Raw genomic sequence first — 17,682 nt, 5'->3', positions numbered from 1 at the left:
GTTCCACAAGGGCAAGCTGCTCGAACGACCCCGCGAGATCACCCCCGCATCCTCACCCGACCCGGCCGACACCACCCGAACGGAGGTCGCCTGAAACAGACCGAACCACAGGTTTTGACAATTCCTCCACACTAACCATGCCGAATCACTGCCCGAGTGAGTCCAGGTAGTGCTCCTGTTGGCCGAAGCTATAGGCCATGGCAGCGATATATTGCAGACATCGCGCACCGTGTCCGGCGTGCGTGGCGAGAATGAACCGGGCCTGCTCGATCGAGGTGATGTACGGCTCGGCAACGCCGCAGTCTGCGTGCTGGATCGCCCATCGATTCCGATCGGCCACCGTATCCATCGCGGCACCCCCTGTTTGAAGTCGACAATGTGGGTGAGCTCGGATCGCGCTCCAGAACCGCGGTCCGCCGATGACGAGCACACCGTGAAAGCCCTGGTAGCGGCAGTGGTGCGCTTGGTGCGTTCCGGTGAATCCCGGTGCGACGCAGCACCAATGCGGTCTACAGTCGCCGCATCGACGGCACTGATGACGGTGACAGGGTAGGCGAACTGACGTGAGCGGGTCACCGCTGGTCAAGCTGCTGGCCGAACTGGGATGGCGGCCGGAAACCCTGGCGCGCAAGCTCACCGAACAGGCGGCGCTGCACGGCCGCCGCGAACAGGTCCATCCAAAGACGCCCTACAAGTGGCTGGCCGGCGCCCGCCCCCGTGCGCCGTGGCCGGAACTTGCCGCGGCACTGCTCACTGCCGAGCTGGCCCGCCCTATCACTCCCGACATCCTCGGCTGGCAAGCTACGACCACACGTGGAGCCGAGCACGTGCTGCCCGCCGACAGCGGGCTCACCGGGCCATGGACGGCGGCAGGGGCCTTGCGCGCAATCCACGCCGTCACGGAGGCTGATCCCATGCAGCGACGGCTCTTTCTGACCCTGATGGGTACCGCGATGACCGGCCCCGCCCATCAGTGGTTGCTTGCCGCCCCCGTTGCCGACCTGACCGGCTCGACCGGGACCCGGGTCAAATTCGGCACCGTCGAGGAGATCGACACGATGTCCGCCAGCCTTCGCCGCATGGACGATCAAGTCGGCGGCGGCACGCTGCTGAAAATGGTCCGCGCCCACCTGCGGCATGTGCTGTACCTGCTCCAACACGGCAGCTACGACGACACGATCGGCCGACGGCTATACGCCAGCGCTGCTGAACTGCTGCGGCTTGCAGGCTGGCTGTGTTTCGACAACAGCCAGCACGCCCGCGCCCAACGTTACTGGGTGGCCGCACTGCGCACCGCGCACAGCGCTGGGGACCGCGCCTTGGCCGCCAACATTCTCGGATTCATGTCCTGCCAGGCCAAAGATCTCGGTCAACCCCGCGAGGCCGCGGTCCTGGCCGAATCCGCCCGCGTCGGCTACCCCGGCGCCAGCCCCCGAGTTTCAGCCATCCTGCATCTGCGGGCCGCCGAAGCCTACGCCACCCAAGGCGCCCCGACCGAGTGCAGCCGAGCACTCGACGCCGCGTTCACCGACCTCGACTCCACCGCGACGGCACCCGACTGGAGCTACTGGCTCGACCCAGCCCAAGCGCAGGCCCAAGCCGGGTACTGCTACCTGCGCCTGGGACAACATGGCTCCGCTCGCCATCACCTGCGCACCGCGCTGCGGCTGCAGGACTCGAACAACTCCCGCGAAGGCGCGTTGCGTTACACCCTGCTCGCCACCACCTACCTTCGACAACAGGACCCCGACCTCGAGCACGCCCTTACGCTCGCGGGCCGCGCTGTCGACATACTCGCCGAGCAAGTCACCTCCACGCGCTGTGTCGGCCACCTGAACTCCCTCGCCGGCGACCTTGTCGCCTACAGCCGCCGCCCCGCAGTCCGCGAACTCACCGACCGCATCCGCGCCCTCCAATCGCAGACCACCGCCAGAAGCACCTGACCCGACGTAGCGGCCACAACGCGGCTGGGCCGAGATCATAGACACCTGTCTTGCGCAACTTGCGCAGTTCTCATACCAAAGGCGCCCGCCGAGTGTCTACGCGGCGGGCGTGATCAGCCCGTAGTACCCAGCGGTAGGGCCGAAATCGCCCATTGTTCCGCGAGGACGGGCCATTGAGCCTCCGCCGGCCCGGACAGGGGACCAAAGAGTCTTCATCGGCGGGCGCGGGTCGCGATTGACTCGAATTCTCGAAGGGTTTCTAGAGGTATGCCATGGCCGAGAACAGGCTGCACATCCATGCGGGCAACAAACAGAAGGCCGCGGCTGGAACACCGTTCCCCGAATCGTGCGTCGTCCAAGTCACCGATTCGTCCGGCGCCGGAGTGGAAGGCGTCGAAGTGTGTTTCACTCTTCGGGGGTCGGCGGCGCCGGTCTTTCCGTCACCGCCCAGCCCCGACGGCATTCGTTGGCACGCCGTCACCAGCTCCGCTGGTCTCGCGGCCACGATCCCGGTCACGCCCTACTTCGCCGGGACCGTCGAGGTCCATGTGACCGCGGAAATGTTCCCGGGCCCGGACACCGTCGACTTCCACCTCGCTGCGATCTGATCCGAACCGCCCCGTTCTGTGGCCTACGGCGCCACACGCGCACCTCTTCGGCCAGGGCTGGCCTTCCCTGCTGACAATTCGGCGACGGGCAGCCGTCACGGGCGACCAGCTCGGTAGGGCGCATCGGACAGGCCAGGTCGGTAGCAACGCCTGGCCGAGGGAAAGGATGCTCATAGCGTGACTCCCGCCGTCATGGGGAACTCATCGCCGTCGTGTCGACCTGGTTGTGTGCCAAGGTGAACAGCGCTTCGTCCTCTTGGGCGAAGTGCAGGGTGAGGACCGCGTCAAGCCCGTAGAGGGTCGCGCGGAGATCGTCGATCTGGTCGGCACGGATTCCGTGTGCGGAGTCGTCGAGGTGGCGGCGGATCCGGTCTGTGAGTCGATCGATCTCGGTGTGCTCACGGCTCATCGTCACCATCGCTTCCGGGTCGCGCAGGTAATCGGCCAGAGCCGGATACAGCTGCGAGTCCTCGGCATGTTCGTGCGGCAGTATGTGCTGGACGAGAAGATCGAATGCGCGGCGGACCGCCGCATCCGCGCTCAGGCTTGGGCCACGGGACAGCGCGTCGGCCGCTTGCCGAACCGAGGCGCGCGCCGCCTGCAGCCGGTCGTGCTCCCGCACGAAGCGAGCGATCAAAGGGTCGATCGCGGCGGTGCGGCGTCCACGATCAATCCGTAGGGCCCGCAACGCATTGAGGATCACCACGACGTCGATACCCTCCTGCACCAGCGCGCCGGCAGCGGGAGCGAGCAGCCCGAAGGCGGCGGCGATCATCGCCGCCAGCGACAGGGTCATGCCCGCGATCGCGCTCTGCACGGCCAGCCGATGCGATCGTTGGGCGACCTCGACGGCGTCGGCGAGCCGATCGATGCGGTCGTCCACGATCACCGCGTCGGCGGCCTGAACCGCGGCCGTGGACCCGCGGGAACCGAGGGCGACGCCCACATCCGCTGCCGCGAGCGCTGGAGCGTCGTTCACACCATCACCGACCATGACGGTCACCCCGTCGTCGCGTGCCGCGCGGATGGCCGCGATCTTGTCGGCGGGGTCGGCGTCGGCGACGACTTCGCTGAGTCCCAGCAACTGAGCAACCTCGGCGGCGTTGTCGACCCGGTCGCCGGTGAGCAGCAGCAGCCGCCGCAGGCCTGCCGATCGCAGGCGGCGCATAGTGCGTGCCGCGTCGGCGCGGATGCGATCCCGCACCAGCAGGGCCGCCATGGGTGCATCATCGACACACACCCAGACGAGAACAGCCAGGTCCAGCCGGGCCCGCCGCTGGGCGGCTCGAGCCCAGGGCGCGGGCTCGGTCCGTGACGGCAGCCGCCCGACCCGAACGCTATGACCGGCTACGGTCCCCGTCGCACCCTGGCCGGGCTGCTCCGAAACATCCTGCGCGCCCTCGGGTTCCAGCCCACGAGCCGCGGCCGCCGCGGTGACGGCGTTGGCGAGCACATGCGGTGAGAACCGTTCGACCGCGGCGGCCTGTCGCAGCACCTGGTCGGCGTCGGCACCCGGAGCGGTGACGATGTCGATCACCGCCGGTCGGCCGACGGTGACGGTACCGGTCTTGTCCATCGCCAGACATCGTGCCCGTCCCAGAGTTTCGAGCGCGGCGCCGTCCTTCACCACCACACCCGCTCGCGCAGCCCGCGACATCCCGGCCGTGATCGCGACCGGTACCGCCAGCAGCAGCGGACAGGGCGTGGCGGTGACCACGACAGCGACTGCTCGCACCGGATCGCGCGTGAGGATCCAGGCCACACCGGCGATCACGAGCGCGAGCGGCAGGAACCATACCGCGACTCGATCGGCCAGCCGCGCCGTCGGGGCGGCCGTGGCGGCGGCCTGTCGCGCAAGCGTGACGATTCCGGCATAGGTGCTCTCCTCCACCGTTGCCGAGGCCCGGATATCCACGGCGGCACCGGCATTCACCACGCCGCTGCGTATCTCGGTGCTCGCGCGGCGCACCACTGGGACCGGCTCTCCCGTCAGTGCCGATTCGTCGAAGACTCCCGCCATGGTGAGCACTCCGTCGACGGGCACCGTCTCACCGGGCAGCACGACTACGGCATCGCCCGGTGAAATCTCGGTGGCCGCAACGGTTTCGATGCCGCCGGCACGCCGCCGGTGCGCCCGCACCGGCGCCCGGCCCAATAACGCGGATAGGTCGCGCCCGGCGCGGCGGCTCGCGTACGCCTCCAGTACGCGGCCGGTGGCCACCATCAACGCGATCAGCGCGCCCGCGAAGTACTCGCCGACCGCAGCGGCACCCACCAGTGCCACCAACGCGAGCAGATCGGCGCCATAGCGTCCGCGCCGGAGATCCTGGAAGACCCAGACTGCCGCGGGCCCGAGCGCGACCGCTATGGCCGCGAGCCACAGCATATCGGCGACCGCCCCGCTGAACGGACGTGCGATCAGCCCGGCCGCACCGCACACACCGATCACGGCGACGAGGATTGCCTCACGAAACACTCGCCGCGCCGGTGCCTCTGCTGTGGTCATGCAGCCTCCTCGATCTCGAATCGCGGCGCCGGAGCACCGACCCGGGCATCGCCCGGCCGCGAGAAGTGCTTCTGTAGAGCGTCGGCCGCCAGAACGGCGGGTATAGCGGACAGCGCGACCAGCGCGCCGGTTCCGGTCGGGCCGGCCTGGTCGAGCAGGTGGGCCAGCGGTGGGAAGTACAGGAATGCGGCGAGCATGCCGATCTCGGCGAGGACGGCCCACAGCAGCAGTCGATTGGTGCTCAGCGGCATCCGCCACACCGGGCGGATCGTGCTGCGGCAGGCGAAGGCGTTCGCCACCTGCCCGAAGACGATCGCGGTGAAGGCAGCGCCGGAGCTCGCCGCCAACACGGGCCCGGTGGGGAACGACTCGCCCGGTCGCCAGCCGACGGCAAGAAACGAGGCGACGAACACCGCCAGACTGATCGCCGCCTCCACCGGGCCCAGGACGCCGAACGCCCGGGCGAACAGCTTGCGGTCGAGCAGATGGCCGCGCGCCGGCGGCCGTTCGAGCACGTGCGGTGCCGGCGGTTCGGCGCCGAGCGCCAGTGCGGGCAGCACATCGGTGCCGATGTCGAGGGCCAGCACCTGCAGCACGCCGATGGCGAGCGGGAATGTCCCACCGGACAATGCCCAGACCACGAACGGGGCCAGTTCGGCGACGTTGTCGGTGAGATGGTAGGTGAGGAACCGGCGGATGTTGGCGAACGTGGCTCTTCCCTGTTCGACGGCGGCCACGATGGTGCCGAAATCGTCGTCGAGCAACACCAGATCCGACGCCTCACGCGCCACATCGGTTCCCGACTTGCCCATGGCGACGCCGATCGCGGCCTCGCGCAGCGCGGGTGCGTCGTTGACGCCGTCACCGGTCATCGCGACGACGTGACCGCGCGCCTGCAGGGCTCGCGCGATGCGGAGTTTGTCCTCCGGTGTCACCCGTGCGACGACGGCAGCGTCCCGGTCCAGCAACTCCCCCAACTCCTCTGGTGCACTGGGCAGCTCGTGACCGGTGAGCACCGGGGTTTCAGGACCACCCAGACCTACCTCACGGGCGATCGCCCGGGCGGTCTCCGGATGGTCGCCGGTGATCATGACGACCTGGATACCGGCGCGGCGGCATGCGGCCAACGCGGCGGCCGCTTCCCGGCGCGGCGGATCCTCCAGTGCGACCAGTCCCAGCAGAGTCAGTTCGGCTTCCGCCTCGTCCGCCGTCGTGGGCAGGGCGCTGGTGAGCTGCCGGGCCGCGACCGCGATCACCCGCAACCCGCGACCGGCCAGCCGGTGCAGGGCGTCGCTCGCCTGCGGTTGCGGCAGGCAGCGGGAAAAAATCGCATCGGGTGCGCCTTTGACCAGTACGCGGTCGTCGACGACGACCGACATTCGGCGCCGCCGCGCGTCGAACGGGAATCGGGCGCGTTCGGGATGCCTACCGGCGTCTTCCTCGACACCGGCTCGACGGGCGAGGACGTCCAACGCCGCCTCCATCGGATCGCCCTGCGCGACCCACTCCCCATTTCGGTGCGCCACTCGCCCCGAGGAGCAGCGGCGGGCCGCCCGAGCCAGCTCCCGGAGCGAAGCCAGACCCTCCGGCGGCGTGCAGGTCACCTCGCCGGTCGGTTGGTAGCCGTCGCCGGAGATCGTCGCCGCCCCGCCCGGCATCCAGACCTCGACCACCGACATCTCGTTCTGGGTGAGGGTTCCGGTCTTGTCGGTGCAGATGAGTGTGGTCGAGCCGAGTGTCTCCACGGCCTCGAGATGGCGCACCAGTGCATGCCGTTCGGCCATCCGCTGCGCGCCCATGGCCAGCGACAGCGTGACGGTCGGCAGCAGCCCGCAAGGCACAACGGCCACGGTGACGCCGACGGCGAACAGGAACCCGTCGGAGGCGGGGGTGCCGACCAGCAGCGCCAGCGAGAAGAACACGACACCCACGACGATCGCGACGGCGGCGATGATCCGCGAGATCCGATCCAGCTCGCGCCGCAGCGGGGTGAGTGCCGGTCGCTGCGCCTGGGTGAGTTTCGCGATACCGGCCAGCCGGGTCCGCTCCCCGGTCGCTACCACTGTTGCCTGGGCCTCGCCTTCGACGATGAAACAGCCCGCATGCACCCGGTCTGCCGTACTCGGATGTTCCGGCACACTTTCCCCGGTGAGCGCCGAGGTGTCCACGGCCAGCGCATGTACCCGATCCAGACGCAGGTCCGCCGAGACACGGTCGCCCTCGGCGAGTAAGACCACGTCGTCGGTGACGAGTTGATCGGCGGGCACTTCGACGACGGTCGCGTCGCGCACCACGGTGACTTTGCGAGGCAGCAGGTTATGTAACCGCTCGGCGGCGTGCTCGGCCCGCTGCTCCTGCACGAATGCGAAAAGCCCGTTCAGCACCACCACGACGAACACCGCGATGCCCAGCTGCGGCATCCCGGCCACGAACGCCAGCGCGCCGGCCACCCAGAACAGCAGAGCGAAGAAGTGCACCAGCTCGCCCGCGAACCGCCGCCACGCAGGAGTCGCGCGCCGCACGGGCAGTGCATTGAGACCCTCCAGCTCCTGCCGGCGGGCCACTTCGGCGGCGGTCAGGCCGTGCCGTCCGGTAACCAGATCGACGGCGCTCATGCCCGTGCCTTGCCGGCGCGCGGCTCCGACAAGGCCGCGATGGCGGCCGCGCCTGCCGTTCGCTCGCTCATGAGCCGGGCGATCATCTAGGCACCGATCCTGCGATGGGTCTTCCGGTGACGGTGATCGGGATGGCGGCGCGTCCACCAGACCGCGATCAGGAGAACCAACACACACAACGCCGCGGCGACAACGATGCCGACGACGACGACCGCGATCACTTCACCGGCAGCCATACCTGTCACATCCTTCGTGCCGCGACAGCGTCGACCACCAGCGCGGTGGTCCTCCGCCGAGTCTGCCCCGCCCCGCGTGCCGTCGCGCGGGGCAAAAGCAGGAGAACACCAGGACCTTTGCCCCTTTCTGCGGCTGGCGGAAGACAGCGTCTCGGCAGCGTCGAATCCGGCGCTCATGGTGCCGTCTTCGCATTTCCGCCCAGCCGACGACGTTCGCTCGCGCCCAGAATCCGCTGCTCTAACGATCGACCGTCCCGGCCAAGCGGCGGGCGGCAGCCTGGACCTCGGTGGTGAGCTGCCGCAGTCGCGGGGAGACCGCGCCATCGGAGCGACAGGAGAGCCCAGGTCACGGGCTTCGCGGGGCAGTTGGGCGAGGTCGGCTTCGAACCGGGCGCGCCCAGCCGTGACGGTGTCCACAGGACTGACGCGCCGTCCGGCCAGCATGACCGGTTCGAGCAGTGGATGGGTGGAAATCCCCGATTGACGGGCAGATTGCGGACGAACAAGCTGAAGGTTGCGGGCGCGATCATGCGCCTGCGCAGGTAGCTGGCCGCCATGTTCAGCTCATAGAGGTCGGTGAGCAATGCGCCGGGCATGTGTCGAGCATGTTCGGTCAGCAGTGCCGGTTGCAGAGGTGAAGGTCCTCACCCCTCGGCCGAGGCCGGAGGCGGCGGATGGCCAGGGCCGAAGATCCCCACCGAAAAGGGCCGATCGGCCGATCCGGTCCGAGGACGTCGGGCTCTAGGCATGGGGTGGCCACCAGGACGATGCTGATGGTATGTCCCCCAAGAGCGATCCTCTGGCAGCATCCGTGTACAACGCGCACGAATGGCTGAATGCGGTGGCCGAAAGAATCGGCACCGAGGACCCCGACTTCGTGCACCGGGTGGTGCGCGCCTGGCTGCATGGCGTACGAGACCGCATCGGTGTCGTCGGCTCAGCCCATCTGACCGCACAGCTGCCCGAAATTCTGCGCGGCATCTACTACGAAGGCTGGGTGCCGAGCCACACACCCGTAGGGCATCGTGTCGCACCGTTCCTGGACCAGTTCGCCAACGAAGCCGGGGTCACCCGCGACGACGTACCCCGCCTCGCCGGCGCGGTCACCGACACGCTGACCGACCGGTTCTCCCCCGGGCAGCTCGACGGTGTCTTCGCCGTACTGCCAGAGCGCCTGCGGGCGGTGTTGCACGGCGAGACCGGCGGCGAGACCGCTGATCGGATCGCCGTTGCCGAGACCGTCACCGACCGGATCGACGAGCTGGAGCATCGACTGCTGTTGCTCGGCGACGCCATCGCGGTGCTCACTCGCGGCCTCGAACAACTGCCGATCGGTGACACCGGCGACGACCGCCGGACCACGGCCGCGCAGCAGGCCCACCGCATCCTCATGGCCGAGCATCTCACCACGACATCCTCCGAGCAGCCGCAGTAGTCCCACGGTATCGGCGCCTCAGCCCGGAACCTCGCTACCTCGCCCCGAGAGGGTGTCATCATGCTCCATGCCTCGGCCACGCGAAACGACCACGGGATAACCGCCGCGCACGAACCGTTCGCGCAGCTGCGCGAGACCCATACCGGCCTGGTGCTGCTCTGCGGCGACCGCGCCTATAAGGCGAAGAAACCGGTCGTCACCGACTTCCTCGACTTCGGCACGCCGCAGAACCGCGAGCTGGCGTGCGCCCGGGAACTCGAGTTGAATCAGCGCCTCGCGCCCGACGTCTACCTCGGTCTCGCTCATCTCACAGATCCCGAAGGCGGCGCCGACGAACCGATCATCGTGATGCGCCGGATGCCGGACTCGCTGCGCCTGTCCACCATGCTCGCGGACCCGTCCCTGGAAACGGCCGAATTGTCCGCGCTGGCGGCAACTCTCGCGCGATTTCACGCCACAGCCCGGCGCGGCGCCGAGATCGACCGCGCCGGCGCACCGGCGCAGCTGCGGCGGCGCTGGCACGCTCTGCTGCGGCCATTGCGCGAACACCCGCACGAATCGATCGATCCGTGCGGCTTGGCGCACGCCGAAGCCCTCGCCATGCGCTATATCGACGGTCGCACACCGCTGCTGACGGAACGGATCGCGGATGGCCGCATCGTCGACGGACACGGGGATCTGCTCGCGGAGGACATCTTCGTGCTGCCCGACGGCTTCCGGATCCTGGACTGTCTCGACTTCGACGACGAATTGCGCTATGTCGACGGCCTCGATGACGCCGCATTCCTGGCAATGGACCTCGAATTCCTCGGTCACCCAGAGGAATCCGATTCATTCCTGAAGGACTACCTGCGCGCGGCGGGCGATTCACCACCGCCATCGCTACGCCACCACTACATCGCCTATCGCGCAATGGTCCGCGCGAAGACCGATCGTGTTCGCGCGGGACAGGGCGACCCGGATGCGCCACGGCATGCCGAGCAGCACCTCGAGCTCGCGATACGCCATCTGGGACAGGGCGCCGTCCGTCTCGTGCTCGTCGGTGGTCTTCCCGGCACGGGAAAATCGACGGTCGCCGCCCGGTTGGCGGCCGCGACGGGAGCCGAGGTGATGTCCAGCGACAGCGTGCGCGCCGCGCTGCGTGCCACCGGAGCAATTGCCGGAGCGGCGGGCACCTTCGGCGGAGGAGCCTATCGACCCGCCGCGAAGGCCCTGGTGTATTCGCATCTGCTGGACCTGGCTCGGGACCGGCTCGAACACGGTGTTTCGGTGATTCTCGACGCCAGCTGGACCGACGCGGACGAACGCGCCCTGGCCACCACCCTGGCGGATCGGACGCGCACCGAGCTCGTGTCGTTGCGGTGTGTCTGTTCCCGGCCCCTCGCGGCGGAGCGGATAGGGGCCAGGCCCCAGGGCGATTCGGAGGCGACGCCTGCGATCGCGGATTCCTTGGCGGCCGCGGCATCGCCATGGCCAGAGGCCACCGTGCTCGACACCACACGTCCGATCGACGACTCGGTCGCCACGGCGCTGCGTGCCTGGCATGACCGCGTTGGCCGGCCTCCTGCCGCTGTCAGGTGTGGGTGAGCGGCTCGCGCAGCGGCTGATCGCTATGGAGGCGGGCGATGGCATCCGCCAGCAGCGGAGCGATCGAGCAGACCTCGATCGGCGCGGCCGGGTCGTGATGTGCGACGGTATCGGTCACCACGACGCGACGTACGCCGATGTCACGCAGGCGCGTTGTCGCGTCGAGCGTGAGGGGCCCGTGCGTGGCGGCCACGACGATGTCGCTGGCGTGGTGGTGCAGCAGCCGGACCGCGGCCTCGATGGTGGCGCCGGTGGAGATCATGTCGTCGACGACCACCGCCTGGCGACCGTCGATGTCACCGAGGACCTCCACGGCGGTGACGGCCGTGCCACTCTCGCGGAACTTGCGCACCAGCGCAACCGAATCCGGTATAGCGGCCGCGTATTGCTCGGCTAGTTTCGCCGCACCGAGGTCGGGCGCGACGACAACGGTGAACTCGGACCGCGCTGGGGAGATCCTGCTCGACAACAGCGGAACCGCGGTCAGCGTCTCCACAGGCATCGAACAGACCGCTTCCATGGTGGGCGTGTGTGGATCGACTACCACAAGGCGCTCGGCGCCCGCGTTCGCGATCGCATCGGCGGCTACCCGCACCCCCAAAGCCTGCCCGGAGCGTGTGCGGCGATCCTGGCGGGCATACCCGAAATACGGCACGACCGCAGTGACCCGGGCGGCCCGGGCTCGCCGGCACGCATCGAGCAACAGCAACAACTCGACGAGATGGTCGCCGACCGGCGGCGGGGTCGGCTGCACCACATACACGTCGTTCCCGCAGACATGATCGACGATCGGCCGCACTTCACCGTCGGGAAAACGATCGATCAGGCAGTCGGCGGGTCCGACGTCGAGCAGCTCCGCGACGGTGGAGGCGAGCAGCGGATTCGCGCTGCCGGACAGAACGCGCATCGATGTCATGACCGCACCTCACCGGCGGCCCGGTGCAGCAGTTCGGTGATCTCAGCGTCGGAGACCTGGCCGAAACGGTGATACCAGGAACCGACAGCGCCGAACCAGGTCGGCACTTCCAGGCAGACCACTTCATCGGCCTGGTCCTTCAGGATCGCCAGCGTGTCACGGGGCGCCACCGGAACAGCCAGCACGACGCGCTGCGCGCCATGCGCCCACGCCACCTGACAGGCTGCGCGGGCGGTCGCGCCGGTGGCGATGCCGTCGTCGACGACGACAACCGTGCGACCCGCCAGTGGCACACGCGAGTGCGCGCGCCGCAGCCGCTCGACCCTGCACGCGAGTTCGTCACGTTCACGCCGTTCCACACCCGCCATGTCCTCGCGGGAAAGTTGCGTGTAGGCGACGACGACGTCGTTGGTCACCTTCACGTCGTTCTCGCCGATCGCGCCGAAAGCGAGCTCCGGCTGATACGGCACACCGAGTTTGCGTACCACGATCACGTCCAGCGGCGCGTCCAGTGCTCGCGCGACCTCGTAGGCGACGGGAACACCGCCGCGCGGCAGGCCGACCACGACGACATCCTCGTCCCGGAGATACTCCAGCCGCTCCGCCAACCGACGTCCGGCGTCACGGCGATCATCGAACAGCATCACGAACCTCCTCACGGATTTCTCCATCGTGGGCTGCGATACGGCGTGGCGGCAGGTCCGATCGTCGCCGAGTCGGGTGCCGTTGGTCCCGGATGCGCTGTCACGCCCCGGCAGGCCGCAGCGGCGGACGAGTCAGCTGACCGACGCTCTCAACGCACGGCTGGTGGTCTGACCGCAGTTCAGTGCCCAGCTGCTCTCGTTCGCGCGGTGACTGCGGGTTTGCTGCGGGTGTTTCGGTTCTGTCCGCCGGTTTCGACGAGGGGTTCGATGTCGGTCGCCGGTGCGTTGGGCAGCGGCGTGGGGTGGTACCGGCGAAGGCGATTGGCATTGCCGACGACGGAGAGTGAGCTCAGGGCCATCGCGGCGGCGGCAAGGATGGGGCTGAGGCGAATGCCGAGTAGTGGATAGAGCGCTCCGGCAGCGATGGGGACACCAATGGCGTTGTAGACGAGGGCGAAGAACAAGTTCTGCCGAATATTCCGCATTGTGGCGCGGGAGAGCCGGATCGCGGTGACGACGCCGCTCAGCGAGCCGGAGATCAGGGTGATATCGGCGGCTTCGATGGCGATGTCGGTCCCGGTCCCGATAGCAAGGCCGGTGTCAGCCCGGGCGAGGGCGGGGGCGTCGTTGATGCCGTCGCCGACCATGCCGACCCGGCATCCTTCTGTTTGCAGCCGGTTGATTTCGTCGGCCTTGTGTTCAGGTAGTACTTCGGCGAGCACGCGGTGGATGCCGACCTGGCGCGCGATGGCGGCGGCGGTTCGCGCGTTGTCGCCGGTGATCATGACGACGTCCAGGCCGATCTGCCGCAGGGCGGCTATAGCGTCGACGGAATCGTCTTTGACCGTATCGGCGACGGCGAGGACACCGGCAGGTGTGTTGTCCACAGCAGCCAGGATCGGTGTCTTTCCCTGACCTGAGAACTCGGCGGCGACGGGATCGAGTGTGCTGGTATCTATTCCGGCGTCCCTCAGCAGTCGGCGGGTGCCGACGAGCACGGCGTGGTCGTCGACGGTGGCTCGCACGCCTTTGCCGGTGATCGAGTCGAAATCGGCAGCGGTGCGAGCCGGGAGATCTCGGGAGCGAGCCGCTGCGACGATCGCGGCGGCGAGTGGGTGTTCGCTGTCGGCTTCGGCGGCGGCCACGAGGGCGAGCAAATCCTCGTCGGACAGTCGCGTGGCGGTGTGGATGTCGGTGAGGGTCGGTTTTCCCGCGGTGATGGTGCCGGTCTTGTCGAGCACGATGGTGTCGAGTTTGTGCGCGATCTCGAGGGCTTCGGCCGAGCGGATCAGGATCCCGGCTCGAGCGCCTTTGCCGGTGCCGACCATGATGGACAGTGGGGTGGCCAGGCCGAGGGCGCAGGGGCAGGCGATGATCAGCACAGCGACGGCGGAAACCAGGCCGAGCGTGAATGCCGGTGGTGGCCCCGCGATGTACCAGACCGCGAAAGCGGTGACGGCGATCGCGATGACGGCGGGGACGAAGTATCCGGAGATGCCGTCGGCCAACCGCTGGATGGGAGCCTTGGACGCTTGGGCCTGCTGCACCATGCGAATGATCTGGGCGAGCATCGTGTCGGCGCCGACCTTGGCGGCACGCACACGCAAGGAGCCGGTGCCATTGATGGTGGCGCCGATGACAGCGTCGCCGGTGTGCTTGGTGACCGGAATGGACTCGCCGGTGACCATCGACTCGTCGACTGCGGATGATCCGGTGAGGACGGTGGCATCGACGGGGATCTTTTCGCCGGGCCGGATGATCAGCTCGTCACCGACAACGACCTCATCGACCGGGATCTCGGCTTCGGTGCCATCCCGGATGACGCGGGCGGTGCGGGCTCGGAGGCCGAGTAAGGCGCGGATGGCCTCACCGGTGCCTGCCTTCGCGCGTGCTTCGAGCAGCCGACCGAGCATGATCAGGGTGAGGATGACGCCGACAGCTTCGTAGTAGACCTCACGGACGTCCTCGGGTAGTAGCCCCGGGGCGAGGGTCACAAGCAGGCTGTAGCCGTAGGCGGCCAGGGTCCCGAGGGTGATGAGGCTGTTCATGTCGGCCCCGCGATGGGCCAAGGTCAGCCAACCTGTGCGGTGGATCGGCCAGCCGGTGTAAAGCATCACCGGGGTGATCAGTGCGAACTGGAACCAGTGATTCAGCAGCACAGTCGGCACCCACTCGGCACGAAAAACCTCATGCGCCATGACGGCGACCAAGACGGGCGAAGTGAGAATCGCGCCCACGCTCACTCGGCGAGTCAGGTCGCTGATCTCGGCGCGCCGCTCCTGCGCCTGCGCGGCTTCCTCGTCCGCGGCGGTGTGCCCAGCGAATTCGCTGGGTGCGGCCGCCATAGTGGTGGCTGGTGTGGTGTCCGTGTCGTCGGCGGGTTCGACGACCAGGGTGCCGTGGATCATGTTCATGCCGCAGGCGAACCCGAACCTGCCTGATCGTGTCGGCTGAATCCGGACCGTTGTGCGGGAGAAGGCAGGAAGCGCGGCGCTCACACCGATATCGGGGAACACCACGCGTGCGGTGCAGTCACCGGTTTCCCGGCGGTTGAAGACCAGTTCGAGGGGAACGTTCTGGCGTACCCGGATGACCTCGGGCTGATAGCCGCCGCGCACGGTCACCTCGATCCGCTGCACACCGTCGGCCACCTGCGCCGTTCGGGCGTGGCGGGGACCGAAGAAGTACCAGGCCAGTCCAACGACGAGCGCGACCGCGGCCGCCAGCACCACTATGTCGTCGGCCTTCACGACGGACTCCCTTCACCAGCTTGTGCGAACTATGTCCGATTCTGCTCACGGTGTACCCGGTGGGGGTAGGGCCGTATGCCTGTGGAACTCGGGTCTTTCGGAAGCCCGATGCGGTGACGGGCTCCGCTTCAGCGAGATGGACGGCATTTTCGTCACCTTCCATGCGTTCGATGCGTCAGGGCCGCGGCTCGCGCCGCTGCGCGGCATGTCGGCTCGACCAGGTCGCGCTCTCGGCCACGACTGGTGACAGATGACTCTCGTCCCGCCCACTAGTGCTGTTCGGCCGTATCCCGATCGGTGTACGGCGCGGACAGTGAAAGAACCGAACACTCCGAACTGAAGGAGAGACTGCGGTGATGTTCTGGTACAGCAACGGAATGACCGGATGGGGATACGGTCTGATGACCATCAGCATGGTGATCTTCTGGGCGCTGGTCATCGCCGGCATCGTGGCACTGGTCCGCTACACCGCGGCCCTCTCGCAGGGGCAGCGCACGGTGCCACATGGGCCCACTCCGCAGCAGGTGCTGGCCGACCGTTACGCCCGTGGCGAGATCGACGACGAGGAATACGCCCGTCGCTCGAAAATCCTCGGCAGCGCCACATCCACCTGAGGCATAACGGCATGGTTCGAAGGTCGATGGCCACTCGCGAATCCCACATGTCCCAATCGGACCTGTTCTCCTGGAACATGGAACGTGATCCGGCGCTGCGCTCGACGATCGTCTCGGTCCTGATTCTCGATACCGATCCGGACTGGGATCGTTTGGTGGAGACGATCGATCGCGGCACCCGCATCGTGCCGAGGTTGCGGCATCGGCTGGTCACCGTGCCGTTCGGTCTCGCCCCGCCGCGGTGGGTGCTCGATTCGGATTTCGACCTGTCCTGGCACCTGCGCCGTTCCGCGCTGCCGGCACCGGCGGACCTCTCCGCGGTGCTCGAGTTCGCCCGAACCGAAGCGATGACCGCGTTCGATCCGGCCCGGCCACTCTGGCGCTCGACCTTGCTCAGCGGCTTGAACGGCGCGGGATGCGCGCTGGTGATGACGGTGCATCACAGCCTCACCGATGGCATCGGCGGTATTCAGATCGCCACAGCGCTGCTCGATTTCGATCGGGCGGGCACCGATCGCGGCCATCCGCCCGAGCCGCCGCAGGACCGTGACGGCGCGTTCCGCGACATCGTGGCGTGGAACTGGTCGGTCGGCTCGGATCTTCTTCGCGGCGGTGTGCGGGTCACGCCGCGGACCGCGTGGCGGGCTGTCACTCATCCCGCCCGGGCGGCGCGCGATGGTGCCGCGCTGGCGACCTCGTTGGTTCGCTTGGCCCAGCCCGTCACCGCGACGCTGTCGCCGGTGATGACCGAGCGCAGTCTCCGTCGCCGGCTGGCAGTACTGGACGCTCCCGTCGAGCAGCTACGCTGTGCCGCGCGGGGGGTTGGCTGCACCATGAACGATGCGTTCCTGACCGCGTTGGTCATCGGGCTACGCATGTATCACGATCGGCACGGGGCGAGAGTCGACCAGCTGCGGGTGACCATGCCGATCAGCCTTCGCACGGCCGACGATCCGCTCGGCGGCAATCGGATCACTCTCGCTCGTTTCGCGTTGCCGGCCGACATCCCAGACACCGCAAACTTGATGCGCGCCGTGGACGCCGCGGTCGCCGGTTGGCGGCGCGAGCCGGCGATACCGCTGTCCGGCGCCGTCGCCGCGGCGTTCAACCGGCTGCCTGCCGGACTGCTCACCGAGATGCTCAAACATATCGACTTCCTCGCGTCCAACGTCCCGGGTTCCCCGGTGCCGCTCTATATCGCCGGGGCGCGGATCGACCGGATGTACGCTTTCGGTCCCACCATCGGCACGGCCGTCAACGTCACCCTGACCTCGCATGCCGGAACCTGCTACGTCGCGATCAACGCCGATACCGCCGCGATCCCCGACATCGCGATCTTGACCGACTGCCTCGCCGCCGGTTTCGCCACCGTGCTTCGTCTCGGCGCCGAGGGCGCATCAGAGGGCGGCGCCGACCTCCCCGCCGAAGCACCTCGCTCGACACCCGTGTGATCGGTTCCCCAGCGAGTGCGTCGGAGCCAGGGCGGCGAGCATCCGAGGTGCCGACGAAAGGCCTTGGCAGCGGCGGCAATCCGAAGCGGACATTGGAGCAATGAGAGAGTTCCTTGCCGACGGCGCAGCCGCGCTCACCGGGCTGTGGGGGGTATCGCCCATACGGTGCCGACCCGCCAGGTCGTCGCAGGGTTCGAACCGATCACCCTCGACAACCGTCGGGTGATCCTCCAGGAATGAGTCGCCGAGTGGGTCGCATTGTGGGGCATCGCCCCCACCGTGGTCGCGGCCACCGTCGCGGGAAACGGCAGCGATGTCACCGAGTGGGTGTACCGGATCGCGGCGGTCACACTCCACTGCCTGCCGTAATGACCAGT

12 protein-coding genes and 1 pseudogene are annotated in these 17,682 nt (G+C 68.2%); 6 read left to right on the top strand and 7 right to left on the bottom strand.

Annotated features, from left to right (window positions below; translation table 11 throughout):
* Positions 1–145 precede the first annotated feature (145 nt).
* On the bottom strand, positions 146–349 hold the full coding sequence (locus tag IU459_RS29090; RefSeq protein WP_195132786.1) for a hypothetical protein: 204 nt from the start codon (positions 347–349) through the stop codon (positions 146–148).
* Positions 350–563: 214 nt separating this feature from the next.
* Here IU459_RS29090 and IU459_RS29085 point away from each other — a divergent pair, with 214 nt between their 5' ends.
* Both IU459_RS29085 and IU459_RS29080 read left to right on the top strand, forming a co-directional pair.
* A complete protein-coding gene (locus tag IU459_RS29085; protein ID WP_195132777.1) occupies positions 564–1,943 on the top strand; it encodes a hypothetical protein in 1,380 nt (459 codons plus the stop codon).
* A gap of 272 nt (positions 1,944–2,215) precedes the next feature.
* The gene (locus IU459_RS29080) at positions 2,216–2,551 is read left to right on the top strand and encodes a hypothetical protein (RefSeq protein ID WP_195132776.1); all 336 of its coding nucleotides are present in this window, start codon (positions 2,216–2,218) and stop codon (positions 2,549–2,551) included.
* A gap of 190 nt (positions 2,552–2,741) precedes the next feature.
* Here the strand turns inward: IU459_RS29080 and IU459_RS29075 are convergent, their stop codons facing one another.
* From IU459_RS29075 to IU459_RS29065, 3 genes are all read right to left on the bottom strand, one after another.
* Complete coding sequence (locus IU459_RS29075; protein ID WP_195132775.1) at positions 2,742–5,057, bottom strand: heavy metal translocating P-type ATPase; 2,316 nt, start codon at positions 5,055–5,057, stop codon at positions 2,742–2,744.
* Positions 5,054–7,672: a cation-translocating P-type ATPase gene (locus IU459_RS29070; RefSeq protein WP_195132774.1), complete on the bottom strand. Its 2,619-nt coding sequence runs from the start codon at positions 7,670–7,672 to the stop codon at positions 5,054–5,056. The genes IU459_RS29075 and IU459_RS29070 overlap by 4 nt, the downstream gene beginning before the upstream one ends.
* Before the next feature lie 86 nt (positions 7,673–7,758).
* The gene (locus tag IU459_RS29065) at positions 7,759–7,908 is read right to left on the bottom strand and encodes a hypothetical protein (protein ID WP_195132773.1); all 150 of its coding nucleotides are present in this window, start codon (positions 7,906–7,908) and stop codon (positions 7,759–7,761) included.
* A gap of 778 nt (positions 7,909–8,686) precedes the next feature.
* Here IU459_RS29065 and IU459_RS29060 point away from each other — a divergent pair.
* Positions 8,687–9,343, top strand: a complete 657-nt coding sequence (locus IU459_RS29060) for a DUF2267 domain-containing protein (protein ID WP_195132772.1) — start codon at positions 8,687–8,689, stop codon at positions 9,341–9,343.
* A gap of 60 nt (positions 9,344–9,403) precedes the next feature.
* A complete protein-coding gene (locus IU459_RS29055) occupies positions 9,404–10,930 on the top strand; it encodes an AAA family ATPase (protein WP_195132771.1) in 1,527 nt (508 codons plus the stop codon).
* Here the strand turns inward: IU459_RS29055 and IU459_RS29050 are convergent.
* The 3 genes and pseudogenes from IU459_RS29050 to IU459_RS29040 all read right to left on the bottom strand — a co-directional run bounded on the left by IU459_RS29050 (position 10,917) and on the right by IU459_RS29040 (position 15,240).
* A complete protein-coding gene (locus IU459_RS29050) occupies positions 10,917–11,846 on the bottom strand; it encodes a ribose-phosphate diphosphokinase (protein ID WP_195132770.1) in 930 nt (309 codons plus the stop codon). The genes IU459_RS29055 and IU459_RS29050 overlap by 14 nt on opposite strands.
* Before the next feature lie 17 nt (positions 11,847–11,863).
* A pseudogene (locus IU459_RS29045) lies at positions 11,864–12,493 on the bottom strand (phosphoribosyltransferase); the annotation flags it as partial.
* Positions 12,494–12,669: 176 nt separating this feature from the next.
* On the bottom strand, positions 12,670–15,240 hold the full coding sequence (locus IU459_RS29040) for a heavy metal translocating P-type ATPase (RefSeq protein ID WP_195132768.1): 2,571 nt from the start codon (positions 15,238–15,240) through the stop codon (positions 12,670–12,672).
* A 356-nt stretch (positions 15,241–15,596) separates the two neighbouring features.
* On the opposite strand from IU459_RS29040, the gene IU459_RS29035 reads away from it, so the two are divergent.
* Together IU459_RS29035 and IU459_RS29030 are read left to right on the top strand one after the other, a co-directional pair.
* Positions 15,597–15,854 (top strand): SHOCT domain-containing protein, encoded by a 258-nt coding sequence (locus IU459_RS29035; protein WP_228838686.1) that lies wholly within the window; start codon positions 15,597–15,599, stop codon positions 15,852–15,854.
* A 47-nt stretch (positions 15,855–15,901) separates the two neighbouring features.
* Positions 15,902–17,305: a wax ester/triacylglycerol synthase domain-containing protein gene (locus IU459_RS29030; protein ID WP_195132766.1), complete on the top strand. Its 1,404-nt coding sequence runs from the start codon at positions 15,902–15,904 to the stop codon at positions 17,303–17,305.
* Positions 17,306–17,682 lie beyond the last annotated feature (377 nt).

Source organism: Nocardia amamiensis (assembly GCF_015477605.1).
Classification (GTDB): Bacteria; Actinomycetota; Actinomycetes; order Mycobacteriales; family Mycobacteriaceae; genus Nocardia; species Nocardia amamiensis_A.
This window is presented reverse-complemented; position numbering and strand designations above follow the sequence as displayed.

Bases quoted from the DNA above. Each gene is read 5' to 3' on its own strand.
- IU459_RS29035 (WP_228838686.1), top strand. From the start codon at position 15,597: ATGTTCTGGTACAGCAACGGAATGACCGGATGGGGATACGGTCTGATG.
- IU459_RS29070 (WP_195132774.1), bottom strand. From the start codon at position 7,672: ATGAGCGCCGTCGATCTGGTTACCGGACGGCACGGCCTGACCGCCGCC.
- IU459_RS29055 (WP_195132771.1), top strand. From the start codon at position 9,404: ATGCTCCATGCCTCGGCCACGCGAAACGACCACGGGATAACCGCCGCG.
- IU459_RS29080 (WP_195132776.1), top strand. From the start codon at position 2,216: ATGGCCGAGAACAGGCTGCACATCCATGCGGGCAACAAACAGAAGGCC.
- IU459_RS29090 (WP_195132786.1), bottom strand. From the start codon at position 349: ATGGATACGGTGGCCGATCGGAATCGATGGGCGATCCAGCACGCAGAC.
- IU459_RS29030 (WP_195132766.1), top strand. From the start codon at position 15,902: ATGTCCCAATCGGACCTGTTCTCCTGGAACATGGAACGTGATCCGGCG.
- IU459_RS29060 (WP_195132772.1), top strand. From the start codon at position 8,687: ATGTCCCCCAAGAGCGATCCTCTGGCAGCATCCGTGTACAACGCGCAC.
- IU459_RS29065 (WP_195132773.1), bottom strand. From the start codon at position 7,908: ATGGCTGCCGGTGAAGTGATCGCGGTCGTCGTCGTCGGCATCGTTGTC.
- IU459_RS29075 (WP_195132775.1), bottom strand. From the start codon at position 5,057: ATGACCACAGCAGAGGCACCGGCGCGGCGAGTGTTTCGTGAGGCAATC.
- IU459_RS29050 (WP_195132770.1), bottom strand. From the start codon at position 11,846: ATGACATCGATGCGCGTTCTGTCCGGCAGCGCGAATCCGCTGCTCGCC.